At 63.0% G+C, this 15,468-nt stretch carries 14 protein-coding genes; 4 read left to right on the top strand and 10 right to left on the bottom strand.

Features of this window, described 5'->3' with window-relative positions; translation table 11 throughout:
* Positions 1–243 precede the first annotated feature (243 nt).
* The 3 genes from JOY50_RS00880 to JOY50_RS00870 all read right to left on the bottom strand — a co-directional run bounded on the left by JOY50_RS00880 (position 244) and on the right by JOY50_RS00870 (position 3,490).
* Positions 244–1,188 (bottom strand): dihydrodipicolinate synthase family protein, encoded by a 945-nt coding sequence (locus JOY50_RS00880; RefSeq protein WP_243054648.1) that lies wholly within the window; start codon positions 1,186–1,188, stop codon positions 244–246.
* A 37-nt stretch (positions 1,189–1,225) separates the two neighbouring features.
* A complete protein-coding gene (abaF, locus tag JOY50_RS00875) occupies positions 1,226–2,599 on the bottom strand; it encodes a fosfomycin efflux MFS transporter AbaF (RefSeq protein ID WP_310737892.1) in 1,374 nt (457 codons plus the stop codon).
* Between the two features lie 270 nt (positions 2,600–2,869).
* Positions 2,870–3,490, bottom strand: coding sequence for a GntR family transcriptional regulator (locus JOY50_RS00870; RefSeq protein WP_096426987.1), 621 nt, complete (start codon positions 3,488–3,490; stop codon positions 2,870–2,872).
* A gap of 272 nt (positions 3,491–3,762) precedes the next feature.
* Between JOY50_RS00870 and JOY50_RS00865 the strand changes: the two genes are divergently transcribed.
* Complete coding sequence (locus JOY50_RS00865; RefSeq protein ID WP_132845485.1) at positions 3,763–4,761, top strand: diguanylate cyclase; 999 nt, start codon at positions 3,763–3,765, stop codon at positions 4,759–4,761.
* 229 nt (positions 4,762–4,990) lie between these two features.
* Here the strand turns inward: JOY50_RS00865 and lpdA are convergent, their stop codons facing one another.
* Genes lpdA through JOY50_RS00845 form a run of 4 tightly spaced genes read right to left on the bottom strand, consistent with a single transcriptional unit; the run spans position 4,991 to position 9,937 of the window.
* A complete protein-coding gene (gene lpdA, locus JOY50_RS00860) occupies positions 4,991–6,370 on the bottom strand; it encodes a dihydrolipoyl dehydrogenase (RefSeq protein ID WP_138737279.1) in 1,380 nt (459 codons plus the stop codon).
* 2 nt (positions 6,371–6,372) lie between these two features.
* Positions 6,373–7,644 (bottom strand): dihydrolipoamide acetyltransferase family protein, encoded by a 1,272-nt coding sequence (locus tag JOY50_RS00855; RefSeq protein ID WP_138737280.1) that lies wholly within the window; start codon positions 7,642–7,644, stop codon positions 6,373–6,375.
* A complete protein-coding gene (locus tag JOY50_RS00850) occupies positions 7,645–8,703 on the bottom strand; it encodes an alpha-ketoacid dehydrogenase subunit beta (RefSeq protein ID WP_016488476.1) in 1,059 nt (352 codons plus the stop codon).
* Between the two features lies 1 nt (position 8,704).
* Entirely contained in the window at positions 8,705–9,937 is a 1,233-nt protein-coding gene (locus tag JOY50_RS00845; protein WP_016498508.1) for a 3-methyl-2-oxobutanoate dehydrogenase (2-methylpropanoyl-transferring) subunit alpha, read from the bottom strand.
* Between the two features lie 198 nt (positions 9,938–10,135).
* Here JOY50_RS00845 and bkdR point away from each other — a divergent pair, with 198 nt between their 5' ends.
* The 3 genes from bkdR to JOY50_RS00830 all read left to right on the top strand — a co-directional run bounded on the left by bkdR (position 10,136) and on the right by JOY50_RS00830 (position 13,608).
* Positions 10,136–10,621, top strand: a complete 486-nt coding sequence (gene bkdR / locus JOY50_RS00840) for a Bkd operon transcriptional regulator BkdR (RefSeq protein ID WP_003254485.1) — start codon at positions 10,136–10,138, stop codon at positions 10,619–10,621.
* A gap of 275 nt (positions 10,622–10,896) precedes the next feature.
* On the top strand, positions 10,897–12,138 hold the full coding sequence (locus JOY50_RS00835; RefSeq protein WP_165931642.1) for a glutamine synthetase family protein: 1,242 nt from the start codon (positions 10,897–10,899) through the stop codon (positions 12,136–12,138).
* A 129-nt stretch (positions 12,139–12,267) separates the two neighbouring features.
* Positions 12,268–13,608, top strand: coding sequence for an MFS transporter (locus tag JOY50_RS00830; protein WP_138737283.1), 1,341 nt, complete (start codon positions 12,268–12,270; stop codon positions 13,606–13,608).
* A gap of 106 nt (positions 13,609–13,714) precedes the next feature.
* Here the strand turns inward: JOY50_RS00830 and JOY50_RS00825 are convergent, their stop codons facing one another.
* The 3 genes from JOY50_RS00825 to flgM all read right to left on the bottom strand — a co-directional run bounded on the left by JOY50_RS00825 (position 13,715) and on the right by flgM (position 15,369).
* Entirely contained in the window at positions 13,715–14,458 is a 744-nt protein-coding gene (locus JOY50_RS00825; RefSeq protein WP_243054647.1) for a flagellar brake protein, read from the bottom strand.
* A 79-nt stretch (positions 14,459–14,537) separates the two neighbouring features.
* Positions 14,538–15,005 (bottom strand): flagella synthesis protein FlgN, encoded by a 468-nt coding sequence (locus JOY50_RS00820; protein ID WP_019471387.1) that lies wholly within the window; start codon positions 15,003–15,005, stop codon positions 14,538–14,540.
* 49 nt (positions 15,006–15,054) lie between these two features.
* A complete protein-coding gene (flgM, locus tag JOY50_RS00815; RefSeq protein ID WP_132845469.1) occupies positions 15,055–15,369 on the bottom strand; it encodes a flagellar biosynthesis anti-sigma factor FlgM in 315 nt (104 codons plus the stop codon).
* Between the last annotated feature and the right edge of the window lie 99 nt (positions 15,370–15,468).

Genomic DNA, 15,468 nt, shown 5'->3' with positions numbered 1-15,468 from the left:
CCACCGTGGACAATAAGGCCAAGGACCTCAAACGAATTCTCTGCACAACATCCTGCCGATTTTTCCTGAGGCGTGTTGCCTCAGGCGCTGCTGCACCGCCATCCCTGTAGGAGCGGCCTTGTGTCGCGATCGGGCTGCAAAGCAGCCCCAGCAAATTGTGCATCTGCGCGGAAACCCCAGGGCTGCTGCGCAGCCCTTTCGCGACACAAGGCCGCTCCTACAAAGGGCCGCGCAGGGCATTGGTCAGGCGATGTTCTGCTCGGCCGACCAGCTGGCGTACCAGCTGCGGAACAGCGCGTACTGCTGCTCGGCGTAGTTGCGCTGGGCGTCGGTCAGCACGTCGGTTTCGTTGAAGTGCAGGCTGTACTCGCTGTCGCCGTTCAGCACCATCAGGTGCTTGTAGTACAGCACCAGGTCGCAGCCCTCATCGAACGACGACAGCACCGCCAGCGCCGCTTCCAGCTCGCGGGCCAGGCGACGGGCCTTGGCGTCGCCCTTGGCCGCCTGCTTGCTCAGGCTTACCAGGTGCAGCACCTCACGGGGCAGGGCATTGCCGATGCCGGTGATGGCACCGGTGGCGTTGCAGTTGACGAAGCCATGCACCACCTGGGTGTCCACGCCCACCATCAGGGTCACGTCGTCATCCTTGGAGGTGATGTGCTCGGCGGCGTAACGCAGGTCGGCACCGCCACCGAATTCCTTGAAGCCGATCAGGTTGGGGAATTCGCGGCGCAGCTCGAAGAACAGGTCGGCGCGGGTGGCGAAGCCGTAGTAGGGGCTGTTGTAGATCACCGCTGGCAGCTTGGGCGCGGCGGCGAGGATGGCCGAGAAGTGGTGCTTCTGGGCGATCAGTGAGGCACCGCGGCTGAGCACGCGAGGGATGACCATCAGGCCGGCGGCGCCGACCTTGGCCGCGTGGGCGGCATGCGCTACCGCTTCACGGGTGTTCACCGCGCCAGTGCCGACAATGGTCGGGATGCCGGCGGCCACCAGGCGCGCCACGCCTTCCTGGCGCTCGGCCTCGGTCAGCAGTGGCCAGTCGCCCATCGAACCGCAGTACACCACGGCGCTCATGCCAGCCTCGATCAGCTGCTGGCCCTTGCGCACCAGGGCGTCGAAGTCCGGTGTGCGCTCGGCGGTGCACGGGGTCATCAGGGCGGGCATGGTGCCGTTGAAGATATTGCTCATGGTGGTTACCTATTTTTGTGTGATTTTTATGGGTTGCTTAACGGCCGGCGTTGCGGGCCACGGATTCTTCGTCAACGGCGCGCAGTGACTTGCCGCGGGTTTCCTTGGCTGCCGCCACGGCAACCATCGAGATCGCTGCCGCGCCCACCAGGTACCAGGCAATAGGCGTGGAGCTGTTGTATTCCTTCAGCAAGGTGACGGCGATCAGCGGCGCCAGCGAGCCAGCCAGGATTGGCGCCACCTGGTAGCACAACGACAGGGCGGTGTAGCGCACGTGGGTGGGGAACAGTTCGGCCATCAAGGCCGAGTACGGCGCATAGGTCATGGACTCGATGGCCAGGCCCAGGGTGATGGCCGCCATGATCAGCCAGTCATTGCCGGTGTCCATCATCGGGAAACCGACAAAGCCCCAGAACGCGGTGAGCACGGCGCCGATCAGGTACACCGGCTTGCGGCCGATGATGTCTGAGAGGTAGCCCATGGCCGGGATCATGAAGAAGTGCAGCAGGTGGGCGCCGAACATCAGCAGCAGGATTTGCGAAGTGTCCTTGTGCACCACCAGCTTCAGGTAGGTGATAGAGAACGTGACCACGGTGTAGTAGAGGATGTTTTCCGCAAAGCGCGCGCCAATGCCGATCAGCACTTCGCGCCAGTATTTGGTGACCACTTCCACCACGCCCAGTTGCTGGCTTTCCAGCTTCTGCTGCTTGGCCTGGGCTTCCTTGAAGATGGGCGCATCATCGACTCGGGTGCGGATCCAGTAACCGATCAGCACCACCACTGCCGAGAACCAGAAGGCCACCCGCCAGCCCCAGTCCAGGAACTGCGCCTCGCTAAGGTTGGACGACAACAACAGCAGGATGATGGTGGCGATCAGGTTGCCGGCCGGCACGCCCGCTTGCGGCCAGCTGGCCCAGAAGCCGCGGCGGTTGTCCGGGCTGTGCTCGGACACCAGGAGCACCGCGCCGCCCCATTCGCCGCCGAAGGCGAAGCCCTGGATCAGCCGCAACACCACCAGGAGGATGGGCGCGGCGTAGCCGATGCGCTCGAAGGTGGGCAGGCAGCCCATCAGAAAGGTGGTTATCCCGACCACGATCAGGCTGATCTGCAGCAAATGCTTGCGGCCGACCTTGTCGCCGTAATGGCCAAACACCAGGCCACCGATGGGGCGGGCGAGAAAGCCCACTGCGTAGAGGGCAAAGGCGGCAATGATGCCGTCCATGGCGCTGCCGGTCTGGCGGAAGAACAACTGGCCGAAGACCAGTGCCGAGGCGGTGCCGTACAGGAAGAATTCGTACCACTCGGCGACTGCGCCGGCCATGGCCGCAGCTACCACACGCTTGATGCCCGCAGGGGCCTTGCCTGCTGTGTTTGCGACATTCGCTGATGCCGCCGAAGAGGGTGTGGCCATGGTTTTGCACTCCGATACGTAATTATTGGAAGAAGGAGTAGGCAGGGTGGCGCCGGGGAAATCGGAGCCGCCGATTCCTTATATGGTATTTCGTATACGATATCTAGATAAGCAAAAACGAAGCCACAAGGGAGATTTCAGATCGAGTGGTCTGTAGGAGCAGCCTTGTGCTGCGAAGAGGCCGGCAAGGCCTATGGAAATGTTGTCGGCTGCAAGGGCCCCTTCGCAGCACAAGGCTGCTCCTACAAGGGGCGGTGATAGCCTGTCGGGTCAGTTATGGGGCAGGTGCTCGTACAGGCTCTGGCACACGCCATTGATGTGTTCTTCTATCAGCCGCGCCGCCAGTTCTACATCCCGCGCCCGGCAGGCGGCGACGATATCCCGGTGCTCGTGATCGGCGCGCAGCTTGCCCGCTGACAGGCTCATTTGCATGCGCAGGTAGCGTTCCACCTTGTCATGGATCGAGCGGATAAGGCCGACCAGGTAAGGCCGCCGCGCCGGTTCGTACAGGCAGGCGTGCAGCGCCCAGTTGAGGTCGGCCCAGCGGCCCACATCGTCCTCGCCGATGAACTCCGCGCAGATGGCTTCGGCTTGGGCAAAATGTGCTTCGGTCATGTTCGGAATCGCCAGGCGAATCGCTTGCACTTCCAGCAACACACGTACCTCGAACATCTGCGCCAGTTCAGGTTCCGAGATGCGGGTAACCAGCGCGCCACGGTTGCGCTGAAAATCCACCAGGCCTTCGGCTTCCAGGCGCTTCAGGGCTTCGCGCACCGGGATCTTGCTGACGTTGAACGCCTGCGCCACTTCGTCCTGACGCACCGGTTCGCCTTCGGCCAGCTGCCCCGAGATAATTGCCTCGCGCAGGTGTTTAGCGATGATTTCCGACATCGAGGGCGTTGCACCCAGGTCGGTAGCTTTGAAAGACGGCAACGGCACGGGAAATTCCAGAATCAGGCGGTGCGGATATCTTATACGAAACGCTTTGGCAGCCATACCGCCTACAGCGGTGGGCGAAAATAGCGCGTTGCAACTATTCCCGGTGGCAGCACGGTGGGCATATGCTTGCCGGTTCAAGCATCATCTTGCCGCCTGCGGCAATTACACCACTGTCGGCAGCCCCTTGACCGGAGCGCAGTTGCTGGGCATCAGGGAGAGCGTCCATGAATCAGGAAACCAGGCCGGCACCCGCCGGCTTCAGTGAACAGCAATTGCACACCTTGTTCGAGTTGATCAGCGATGGCATCTGGGACTGGAATGCCAATACCGGCTACGTCTATCGAAACCCGGGCTGGTACGCCATGCTCGGTTACGCCAGCCATTCAATGGCCAATTCGGTGCTCACCTGGGAAAGCGTGATCCATCCAGAGGACTACCCGCGGGTAATGGCGCATTTCGAGGCGTATATCAATCAGCGCAATGAGCGCTACCTCATCGAATACCGCTGTCGTTGCCAGGATGGCAGCTATCTGTGGATCGAAGACAGCGGCTACATCATTGCCCATAACCAGGACGGTTCGGTGGCGCGCATGCTCGGTGCGCACCGTAACATCGACGCCGGCAAACGCCGGGTGGCCCAGCTGGAACAGAAGAATCAGTCGCTGGAGTGCCTAGTGGCCGAGCGCACCCGCGAGCTGTCCTGGGTGAACCAGCAGTTGCAGCGGCAACTGGACGAAAACCGCGAGTTGGCTGAGCGTGATGCGTTGACCCGCATTGCCAATCGCTATCGATTGGAAAAGACCTTGCAGCTGGAGTGCGAGCGGGCCCAGCGCTTCCGCCAGCCGTTGTCGCTGATCGCCATGGACATGGATGACTTCAAGCCGATCAACGACCGCTACGGCCATGCCCGTGGCGACGCGGCGCTGGTGCGGGTGGCCGAAAGCCTGCGCACTTGCCAGCGTGAACTGGACCTGTTGGCCCGCTGGGGCGGGGATGAGTTTGTGCTTGTACTGCCGCGGACCACGCTGGGTGAGGCACTTGAAGTGGCGGTGCGCTTGCGCCAGGTGATGGAGCAGTTGGCGCCGGTGGGCGAGTGTCGGCTGACCATGAGCTATGGCGTGGTGCAATGGCAGGAAGGAGAGGACCAGCCTGCGTTGCTGGCGCGTGCCGATCAGGCGCTGTACCGGGCCAAGGCGGCCGGCAAGAATGCCATAGCCCCATAGCCTGACGCGGTCCCTTGTAGGAGCGGCCTTGTGTCGCGATAGGGCTGCAAAGCAGCCCCAGCAATATCAGCTGTGGTGCAGAGATCCTGGGGCCGCTTCGCAGCCCTATCGCGACACAAGGCCGCTCCTACAAGGGATCGCGCAGGTGATAGGGATCAGCGCCTGAATGAAAAAAGACCCGCGGCGCCTCTCGGCGCAGCGGGCCAAATCGGCCTCGGCCGCTTCAGTGTCAGATATGCAGGGCGTGGCCCAGGGCACGCAACGCCGCTTCCTGTACGGCCTCACCCAGCGTCGGGTGGGCGTGGATGGTACCGGCTACATCCTCCAGGCACGCGCCCATTTCCAGCGACTGGGCAAACGCCGTAGACAGTTCGGAAACCGCCACGCCAACCGCTTGCCAGCCCAGGATCAGGTGGTTGTCCCGGCGCGCCACCACGCGCACGAAACCGCTTTTCGATTCCAGGCTCATGGCGCGGCCGTTGGCGGCAAACGGGAATTGCGCGACGATGCAATCCAGCCCCTGCTGGCTGGCCTGCTCCGGGGTTTTGCCGACCACCACCACTTCCGGGTCGGTGAAGCACACCGCAGCAATCGCGGCAGGCTCGAAGCGGCGTGCCTTGCCAGCGATGATCTCAGCGACCATTTCGCCCTGGGCCATGGCCCGGTGCGCCAGCATCGGTTCGCCGGCCACATCGCCGATGGCCCAGACGTTGTGCATGCTGGTCTGGCAGCGTTCGTCGATGGCAATGGCGGCGCCGTTCATTTTCAGGTCCAGGCATTCCAGGTTGAAACCTTGGGTGCGTGGCCGGCGGCCCACGGCCACCAGCACCTGGTCGGCTTCAAGGCGTAGTTGCCCGCCCTTGCCGTCGTTCGCCAGCAGGCAACCGTTTTCGTAACCTTCGACGCTGTGGCCCAGGTGCAGGGCGATACCCAGCTTTTTCAACGACTCGGCCACCGGGGCAGTCAATTCGCTGTCGTAGGTCGGCAGGATGCGCTCACGCGCTTCCACCACGCTGACCTGCGCGCCCAGTTTGCGGTAGGCAATGCCCAGTTCCAGGCCGATATAGCCACCGCCTACCACCACCAAGTGTTGCGGCAGGGCTTTCGGTGCCAGCGCTTCGGTCGAGGAAATCACCGGCCCACCCAGCGGCAGCATCGGCAGTTCGACACTGCTGGAACCGGTGGCCAGCAACAGGTGTTCGCACTGGATGCGCTGGCCATCAACCTCGACCTGCTTGCCATCGAGCACCTTCGCCCAGCCGTGAATCACCTTGACCCCGTGCTTTTTCAGCAGGGCGGCCACACCAGTGGTCAGGCGGTCGACGATGCCGTCCTTCCAGGCCACGCTCTGGCCGATGTCCAGGCGCGGCGAGGTAACGCTGATGCCCAGTTCCGACGGCCCGGCAAAGCGTGACGTCTGGTGGAACTGCTCGGCCACATGGATCAGCGCCTTGGACGGAATGCAGCCGATGTTCAGGCAGGTACCGCCCAGTGCCTGGCCTTCCACCAGCACGGTAGGAATGCCCAGTTGCCCGGCGCGGATGGCAGTCACGTAGCCACCAGGGCCGCCGCCGATGATCAACAGGGTAGTCTGGATAGTCTGTTGCATGCTCACTCCACGAACAGGCAGGCGGGTTGTTCGAGCAGGCCACGCACGGCCTGGATGAACAACGCGGCGTCCATGCCGTCGACCACACGGTGGTCGAACGAGCTGGACAGGTTCATCATCTTGCGCACGACGATCTGGCCGTCGATGACCACCGGCCGCTCAACCATGCGGTTGACGCCGACAATCGCCACTTCCGGGGTGTTGACCACCGGTGTGCTGACGATGCCGCCCAGGGCGCCCAGGCTGGTCAGGGTGATGGTCGAGCCCGACAGCTCTTCGCGGTTGGCCTTGTTGTTGCGCGCAGCGTTGGCCAGGCGCGAAATCTCGCCGGCATTGGCCCACAGGCTGCCCGCTTCGGCATGGCGCAGCACGGGCACCATCAGGCCGTTGTCACCCTGGGTGGCAATGCCGACATGCACCGCGCCATGGCGGGTGATGATCTGCGCTTCGTCGTCGTAGGTGGCGTTGATCTGCGGGAAGTCACGCAGCGCCACGACCAGGGCACGCACCAGGAACGGCAGCAACGTCAGCTTGCCGCGGCTGTCGCCGTACTTGCTGTTGAGCTGTTGACGCAGGGCTTCCAGGGCGGTGACGTCAATTTCTTCCACATAGCTGAAGTGCGCGACCCGGCGCTTGGCGTCCTGCATGCGCTGGGCGATCTTGCGGCGCAGGCCGATCACCGGCACCTGCTCGCTGTCGCTGCGCTTGGCATAGCCATTGGGGGCTTGCCCGGCGGCGCTCTGCGGTTTGCTCATGAAGGCGTCGAGGTCTTCGTGCAGGATACGCCCGGCCGGGCCGCTGCCATGCACGTAACGCAGTTCGATACCGGTATCCAGCGCGCGTTTGCGCACGGCTGGCGAGGCCAGCGGCTTGTCGCCCGGCTGGCGCGCCACGATGGGCGCCGGCTCATGGTTGGCAGGCGCCTGGTACGCGGCCGGTTTTACGTCTTTGTGCGGCTCTGGCTTGGCTGCCACAGGGGCCGCGGGCGTTTCTATCTGTTTGGCCTGTGGCACATCCACATGGTTGCCGCTGCCTTCCACTTCGATGCGGATCAGCTCGCTGCCGACCGCCATCACTTCACCTGGCTGGCCACCCAGGGCCAGCACCTTGCCGCTGACCGGCGAAGGGATTTCCACGGTAGCCTTGTCGGTCATGACGTCGGCCACCACCTGGTCCTCGGCGATCATGTCGCCGACCTTGACGAACCATTCCACCAACTCGACCTGCGCGATGCCTTCGCCAATGTCCGGCATCTTGATGACGTGCGTGCCCATTCAGACCTCCATGACCTTTTTCAATGCCGCACCTACCCGCGAAGGCCCTGGGAAATACGCCCATTCCTGCGCGTGAGGGTAGGGGGTGTCCCAGCCGGTGACGCGCTCGATCGGCGCCTCCAGGTGGTGGAAGCAGTGCTCCTGCACCAGCGACACCAGTTCGGCACCGAAGCCGCAGGTACGGGTGGCTTCATGCACCACCACGCAGCGGCCGGTCTTTTTCACCGACTCGACGATGGTGTCCAGGTCCAGCGGCCACAGGCTGCGCAGGTCGATCACTTCGGCATCCACGCCGCTTTCTTCGGCGGCCACCTGGGCCACGTACACGGTGGTGCCGTAGGTGAGCACGGTCACGTCATTGCCCGGGCGGGTAATGGCGGCCTTGTCCAGCGGCACGGTGTAGTAACCGTCGGGCACGGCGCTGTGCGGGTGCTTCGACCACGGCGTTACCGGGCGGTCGTGGTGGCCATCGAACGGGCCGTTGTACAGGCGCTTGGGCTCGAGGAAGATCACCGGGTCATCGCATTCGATCGAGGCAATCAACAGGCCTTTGGCGTCATACGGGTTGGACGGCATGACGGTGCGCAGACCGCACACCTGGGTGAACATGGCTTCCGGGCTCTGGCTGTGGGTCTGGCCGCCATAGATGCCACCGCCGCACGGCATGCGCAGGGTCAGCGGGGCAATGAACTCGCCGGCCGAACGGTAACGCAGGCGCGCCATTTCCGAGACTATCTGGTCGGAGGCGGGGTAGAAGTAGTCGGCGAACTGGATTTCCACGACCGGGCGCAGGCCGTAGGCGCCCATGCCCACGGCGGTGCCGACGATACCGCTTTCGGAGATTGGCGCGTCGAACACGCGGGATTTGCCGTACTTGTTCTGCAGGCCTTCGGTGCAGCGGAACACGCCGCCGAAGTAACCGACGTCCTGGCCGTAGACAACCACATTGTCGTCGCGCTCAAGCATGACATCCATGGCCGAGCGCAGGGCCTGGATCATGGTCATGGTAGTGGTGGCCATGGCGGTTTCCGGGTTGATGCTGTTGTTGTGATCGTTCATCTCAAACCCCCAGTTCCTGGCGTTGACGGCGCAGGTGGTCGGGCATTTCCTTATAAACGTCCTCGAACATCGAGGCGGCGCTCGGGATGTGACCGTTGGCCAGGGTGCCGTACTGCTCGGCTTCTTTTTGCGCGGCAATGACCGCAGCCTCGAATTCGGCCGTGGTGGCCTGGTGCTCTTCTTCGGACCAGTGGCCGATCTTGATCAGGTGCTGCTTCAGGCGCACGATCGGGTCGCCCAGCGGGAAGTGGCTCCAGTCATCGGCAGGGCGGTACTTGGAGGGGTCGTCCGAGGTCGAGTGCGGGCCGGCACGGTAGGTGACCCACTCGATCAGGCTTGGACCCAGGCCGCGGCGGGCGCGTTCGGCGGCCCAGCGCGAGGCGGCGTAGACGGCGACGAAGTCGTTGCCGTCAACCCGCAGCGAGGCAATGCCGCAACCCACACCACGGCCGGCGAAGGTGGTCGACTCGCCACCGGCGATGGCCTGGAAGGTCGAAATGGCCCACTGGTTGTTGACCACGTTGAGGATCACCGGGGCGCGGTATACGTGGGCAAAGGTGAGGGCGGTGTGGAAGTCTGACTCGGCCGTGGCACCGTCGCCGATCCACGCCGAGGCGATCTTGGTATCGCCCTTGATCGCCGAGGCCATGGCCCAGCCGACCGCCTGCACGAACTGGGTCGCCAGGTTACCGCTGATGGTGAAGAAGCCAGCCTCGCGTACCGAGTACATGATCGGCAGCTGGCGGCCCTTGAGCGGGTCGCGTTCGTTGGACAGCAGCTGGCAGATCATCTCGACCAGCGACACGTCACGGGCCATCAGGATGCTTTGCTGGCGGTAGGTAGGGAAGCACATGTCGGTGCGGTTCAGCGCCAGCGCCTGGCCGCTGCCGATGGCTTCTTCGCCCAGACTCTGCATGTAGAAGGACATCTTCTTCTGGCGCTGGGCGACCACCATGCGGCTGTCGAAGATCCGCGTCTTGAGCATGGCACGCATGCCTTGGCGCAGGATTTGCGGGTCGATGTCTTCGGCCCACGGGCCTTGAGCGTCGCCCTGCTCATCGAGCACGCGGACCAGGCTGTAGGACAGGTCGGCGGTGTCGGCAGCATCGACATCCACAGGGGGTTTACGGGCTTGACCTGCATCGTTGAGGCGCAGGTAGGAAAAATCGGTCTGGCAGCCTGGCCGGCCGGTGGGCTCGGGCACATGCAAACGCAGGGGGGCGTACTCGTTCATGCTTTTTACGCTCGCTCGGGTATTTGTTTTTGTGAGCTCTGAAGCGGCCGCCGCTGAATACCGGCTTGTGACTGGTAGGTCAGCGTCATCTACATCTTAGTGGTCCGGCAGGAGAATTTTTCTCTCAAGTTGATTGCCTTTGCCGAGCGGTGCAGATAAACATTCCGCATAAACACAAAAAACCGGTGATTTTGTCTCATGCGCAAACTCGATCGTACCGATATCGGCATTCTCAACAGCCTGCAGGAAAACGCCCGCATTACCAACGCCGAGCTGGCACGCTCGGTCAACCTGTCGCCCACGCCCTGTTTCAACCGGGTGCGGGCCATGGAAGAACTGGGGGTAATCCGCCAGCAGGTGACGTTGCTGTCACCCGAAGTGTTGGGGCTGGATGTAAACGTGTTCATCCATGTCAGCCTGGAAAAGCAGGTGGAGCAGTCGCTGCACCGCTTCGAGGAGGAGATTGCCGAGCGGCCCGAGGTGATGGAGTGCTACCTGATGACCGGGGACCCGGATTACCTGTTGCGGGTACTGCTGCCGAGCATCCAGGCGCTGGAGCGGTTTCTCGATTACCTGACGCGGTTGCCGGGGGTGGCCAATATCCGCTCGAGTTTTGCCTTGAAGCAGGTGCGGTACAAGACCGCTCTGCCGTTGCCGGCCAATGGCATGACCTTGCGGGAATAGCTGGCTCATGTACCGGCCTCTTCGCGGGTGAACCCGCTCCCACAGGGGCCCCACAAGTCTTGAAGACTATGCAGTCCCTGTGGGAGCGGGTTTACCCGCGAAGAGGCCAGTACAGGTGTTTAAAGCGGGTGCTTGATATTTTAAACACCCCCAGCCTATGTTGTTGTAAGCGCACAACAACAAGGACAAGCGTCATGAGCACCGCTCAGCTTCAGGGCATCGATGAAATCGAATGCGTCACCCCCGACCTCAATGGCGTGCCGCGTGGCAAGGTGATGACCGCCGAAGGCTTCCTTGAAGGCCGCCGCCTGCAAATGGCCCGGGGGGTGTTGCTGCAATGCATCATGGGCGGCTACCCGCCGGCAAAATTCTACGGCAGCGACGACGGTGACCTGGCGCTGGTGGCCGCACCCAGCCAGGTCCATCGCCTGCCCTGGAGCAGCGACGGCCGCGCCCTGGCCATCTGCGATGCCATTGAGCTGGATGGCCGGCCCTCGGCACTGTCTACCCGTGGCCAGCTCAAGGCGGTGATTGCCCGCTACGCGGCCCTGGGGTTGGCGCCAGTGGTGGCGACCGAACTCGAATTCTTTGTTTTTGCCCCCAACAGCGACCCGCAGCAGCCGTTTCAGCCTCCCGTAGGCAGCGATGGCCGCCGCGAGCTTGGCCATTCGGCGTTCAGTGTCAGCTCCAACAACGGCCTGCGCCCGTTCTTCCAAGAGGTGTACCAGTGCATGGCTGCGCTCGGCCTGCCCCGTGACACCTTCATGCACGAAATGGGCGTCAGCCAGTTCGAGATCAACCTGCTGCACGGCGACCCGCTGGTGCTGGCGGACCAGACGTTCCTGTTCAAGCACCTGCTCAAGGAAGTGGCGCTCAAGCATGGGCTGACCGTGGTGTGTATGGCTAAGCCGCTGGCGCGTACCCCCGGTAGCTCCATGCACATCCACCAGAGCCTAGTCGAAACAGGCAGCGGGCGTAACGTGTTCAGCGACGAGCAAGGCCTGCCGACCGACACCTTCCACCATTTCATCGGTGGCCTGCAGGCGTGCATGGCCGATTTCACTGCGCTTTTCGCGCCAAACGTCAACTCCTATCAGCGCCTGTGCCACCCCTATGCCTCGCCAAACAATGCCTGCTGGTCCGAGGACAACCGCGCTGCCGGCTTGCGCATTCCGGCCAGTGCACCGGCAGCGCGGCGGGTCGAAAACCGCTTGCCCGGCGCCGACGCCAACCCCTACCTGGCCATTGCCGCCAGCCTGGCCGCCGGGTTGCACGGTATCGAGCAGCGTCTGCAGCCATCGCCGGCCATACAGGGCGAGTTTGAAGTGCCCGAGCACCTGAGCCTGCCGTGTACCCTGCATGCCGCCCTCGAACGGCTCAAGCGCAGCGCGCTGGCACGGGAACTGTTCGGCAGCGAGTTCATCGAAGGCTACATCGCCAGCAAAACCCTGGAGCTGACCGATTTCTTCGACGAGATCACCCCGTGGGAGCGCCGGGTGCTGGCGGCACAGGCCTGATCGCGACACCACCTGCACCGGGCGCGCCCTGGTAGCGCTATTTCGCTGCCGAGGGCCTGCGCGACGCGGTTTTTGCCCTTATGCTTCTAGCACCCAACCGCCACCTGACCAGGGAGCTTTTCGGTACGTATGCGAAATGTATGGAAGCCGTTTCAGTCGTTGTATTTCGCTGCGCTGATGATGTTGATCGGCTCGGGCCTGCTCAGTACCTACCTGGCCCTGCGCCTGGCGGCCGACCATGTCGACAGCCTGTGGGTGGGTGCGTTGATGGCGGCCAACTACTTTGGCCTGGCCGTCGGCGGCAAGGTCGGCCACCGGCTGATTGGCCGGGTAGGGCACATTCGCGCCTATGCCACCTGCGCCGGTATCGTCGGTGCGGCGGTACTTGGCCATGGCATGACCAGTTGGCTACCGGCCTGGGTCGGGCTGCGGATGATCGTCGGCCTGGGGATGATGTGCCAGTACATGGTCATCGAGAGCTGGCTCAACGAGCAGGCCGATGTGAAACACCGCGGTGCGGTGTTCAGCGGCTACATGATTGCCTCGTACCTGGGGCTGGTGCTCGGCCAGCTGATTCTGGTGGTGCACCCTGAGCTTGGCCCGGAGCTGCTGATGCTGGTGGCGATGTGTTTTGCCCTGTGCCTGGTGCCGGTGGCAATGACCCGGCGCATTCACCCGGCGCCCTTGCGCCCGGCACCGATGGAGCCGAAGTTCTTCATCAAGCGCGTGCCGCAGTCGCTCAGTACGGTACTGGGTTCGGGGTTGATCGTCGGCTCGTTCTACGGCCTGGCTCCGTTGTATGCCTCAAGCCAGGGGATGACCACCGAGCAGATCGGTCTATTCATGGGTAGCTGCATTTTTGCCGGCCTGCTGGTGCAGTGGCCGCTGGGCTGGTTGTCTGACCGTTACGACCGGGCGGTGCTGATCCGCAGCGTGGCAATAGGCCTGGCGCTGGCGGCTGCGCCATTGGCGATACTGCCCAGTGTGCCGCTGGAGATGCTGTTCGGTATCGGCTTTCTGATTTCGTTGCTGCAGTTCTGCCTGTACCCGCTGGCGGTGGCGTTTTCCAACGACCACGTGGAAAGCGAGCGGCGGGTGTCGCTGACGGCCATGCTGCTGGTGACCTATGGCGTGGGCGCGTGCATCGGGCCACTGGCGGCGGGCGTGCTGATGAAGGTGCTGGGCCCGCAGATGCTCTATGCGTTCTTCGTGTTCTTCGCCCTGGTGCTGGTGTGGCGCATTCGGCCGAAAGCGGTTACCGGGCTGCACCAGGTGCAGGATGCGCCGTTGGGTCACGTGGCGATGCCGGCGGCCGGTTCGCCCTTGTCGGCAGCGCTGGACCCACGTGTGGATGAGCAGACCGTGCAGGACGTGATGCAGGCGCCGGTGGCGGCGGAAGATACCGAGGATGAAGATAAAGGGGCTGAGCAACCAGCAGCTGAACCGGAGGAGGTCAGCAAGTCGGTGTAAGCCTGTACCGGCCTCTTCGCGGGCAAGCCCGCGAAGGGGCCGGCACTGGAAGAACACAAATGAAAACGCCACCTCGATAGGTGGCGTTTATGCATTCAGCCGACGATCAATAGTCGTCCTTGTCGAACCGCCGCGCCTCACGCTGCAGCTGGTACACAAAGCTCTCGACCTTGCGCTGTGCCTGCCCGCTCAGGTTATGGAAGCGCACGCCAGCGAAGGTGGTGTTGATGTGCTCTTCATAATGCAGGTGACGCAGTTCGACCATGGTGTCCACCAGGCCCAGCGGGTTGCCCGCCTTGAAACGCTCGTACACCTGGCCCAGTTGCAGGCGGCTTTCCACGTCGCCTTCAAAACGCAGTTTGCAGCCGGTGGCCGAGATGTCCAGCAGCTTGCCACGCAGGGCGCCGTTACCCTTCAGGTGGGTGCCATCGAGCATGATGTCGACCAGTTGCGACAGCTTCAGCGCGGCGCGGAAGGCGTTGCGGCGCTGGTGGTAGGTCATTTCTTGCGGCATGGCACCGCTGTAGCAGCGGTGGCCGTCGACTTCGCTGATCTTCAGCGCGTGGTTGCATTCCCAGGCGATGCGCACGCCATCGTGGAAGCCCTCAACGCGGAAGTGCTCGCCGTTTTCGATGAATTTTTCACCGTCGCGCGGGATCATCTCGTCCAGTGCCAGGGTGTTGCTTTCACGGTCCACGTGCACCACATAACTCTGGAAACGCTGGCTGCGGTCATGGAAGGTGATGATCAGGGGGTCGTGGCTTTCCTGCAGTTGCCGCAAGTTGGCCGCAATCTCCAAGGGGGTGTTCAGCACCTTTGGCGGTTGCGGGGCTTCGGTTTCATTGAACACGGCTTATCGTTCTCCAGGCAAAAGCGACACACGCAAGTAACGGCATTTTGCCAGTATGTTCCGTGCCTTGATAGAAAAATCACACTTGGCTGAGGGCCCGTGGCTTGGCCAGCAGCGAGGTGCTGCCGCGGCTGTCGTAGAGCGACGGCGAGTCGCCGCCCATGAGGATTCTGATCTGGTTGTTGGTGACGTGTTGCTGCACCTGGATGATCCGGCCGTTGGTCTGGTTGACCTGCTGGCAGTCGTCCATCAGTTTCGACAGCATGTCCAGCCGCTGCAGCATCGCCTCGCCATGGGGCGATTGTGCGGCTACCGCTTGCACGCCAGTGCGATCGGCACTCAGGCCCAGGCTGCCGAGCAACTGGCTGCGGCGCTGGCCGTGCTGCTCGAGCAAGATGATCAGCGACTGCTTGCGCGCCAGGATCTGTTCCAGCAGCGGCATGTCGCGGCCATGCAGGGCGATCGCTTCTTTATTCAGAAGGTCGAGCAGTTCCTGCATCGGGGCAATGTCATCTTCGATCAGTTGCAGCAAGGTGGTGTCGTGCATGGCTAACTCTTGGCTTTTTTAGCGTCCGTGAAGTCAGCGCGCCGAACGGTCAGCGCTGGGCTTCGAAATCGAGCAGTTTGCTGGCGATCTTGCCGGCATCGACCTGATAGCTGCCGTCGGCGATCGCCTGCTTCAACTGGGCCACACGGGCGCTGTTGACCACGGGTTCGTCGCGCAGCTTGTCGCTGATCTTCTGCAACTGCTGTGCCTCTTGGCTGAGGTGTACCGCTTCTCCGCTGGCGCTGGTGCCGCTGGCTGCTTCCTGGCTGGCGGCCGGTTTTTCGGCGCTGCCGGGCGCGGTATTGCCGCGCACGCCGCCCGTGACGGACGGAGAGTTATTCAAACGACTGAAGTCGATGACCATGATCAGAAACCTCTGGGTATTTGGACGCTTGCCTTGTTTTCGGCCAACCCGAAAGAAACTTTAGGCACAAATGCTTGGCCGCCTGTCAGCAAGCTCGCC

This window comes from Pseudomonas sp. BP01, assembly GCF_022760795.1.
GTDB classification, from domain to species: Bacteria; Pseudomonadota; Gammaproteobacteria; order Pseudomonadales; family Pseudomonadaceae; genus Aquipseudomonas; species Aquipseudomonas putida_Q.
This window is presented reverse-complemented; position numbering and strand designations above follow the sequence as displayed.

Bases quoted from the DNA above. Each gene is read 5' to 3' on its own strand.
- JOY50_RS00880 (WP_243054648.1), bottom strand. From the start codon at position 1,188: ATGAGCAATATCTTCAACGGCACCATGCCCGCCCTGATGACCCCGTGC.
- abaF (WP_310737892.1), bottom strand. From the start codon at position 2,599: ATGGCCACACCCTCTTCGGCGGCATCAGCGAATGTCGCAAACACAGCA.
- JOY50_RS00870 (WP_096426987.1), bottom strand. From the start codon at position 3,490: ATGTCGGAAATCATCGCTAAACACCTGCGCGAGGCAATTATCTCGGGG.
- JOY50_RS00865 (WP_132845485.1), top strand. From the start codon at position 3,763: ATGAATCAGGAAACCAGGCCGGCACCCGCCGGCTTCAGTGAACAGCAA.
- lpdA (WP_138737279.1), bottom strand. From the start codon at position 6,370: ATGCAACAGACTATCCAGACTACCCTGTTGATCATCGGCGGCGGCCCT.
- JOY50_RS00855 (WP_138737280.1), bottom strand. From the start codon at position 7,644: ATGGGCACGCACGTCATCAAGATGCCGGACATTGGCGAAGGCATCGCG.
- JOY50_RS00850 (WP_016488476.1), bottom strand. From the start codon at position 8,703: ATGAACGATCACAACAACAGCATCAACCCGGAAACCGCCATGGCCACC.
- JOY50_RS00845 (WP_016498508.1), bottom strand. From the start codon at position 9,937: ATGAACGAGTACGCCCCCCTGCGTTTGCATGTGCCCGAGCCCACCGGC.
- bkdR (WP_003254485.1), top strand. From the start codon at position 10,136: ATGCGCAAACTCGATCGTACCGATATCGGCATTCTCAACAGCCTGCAG.
- JOY50_RS00835 (WP_165931642.1), top strand. From the start codon at position 10,897: ATGACCGCCGAAGGCTTCCTTGAAGGCCGCCGCCTGCAAATGGCCCGG.
- JOY50_RS00830 (WP_138737283.1), top strand. From the start codon at position 12,268: ATGCGAAATGTATGGAAGCCGTTTCAGTCGTTGTATTTCGCTGCGCTG.
- JOY50_RS00820 (WP_019471387.1), bottom strand. From the start codon at position 15,005: ATGCACGACACCACCTTGCTGCAACTGATCGAAGATGACATTGCCCCG.
- flgM (WP_132845469.1), bottom strand. From the start codon at position 15,369: ATGGTCATCGACTTCAGTCGTTTGAATAACTCTCCGTCCGTCACGGGC.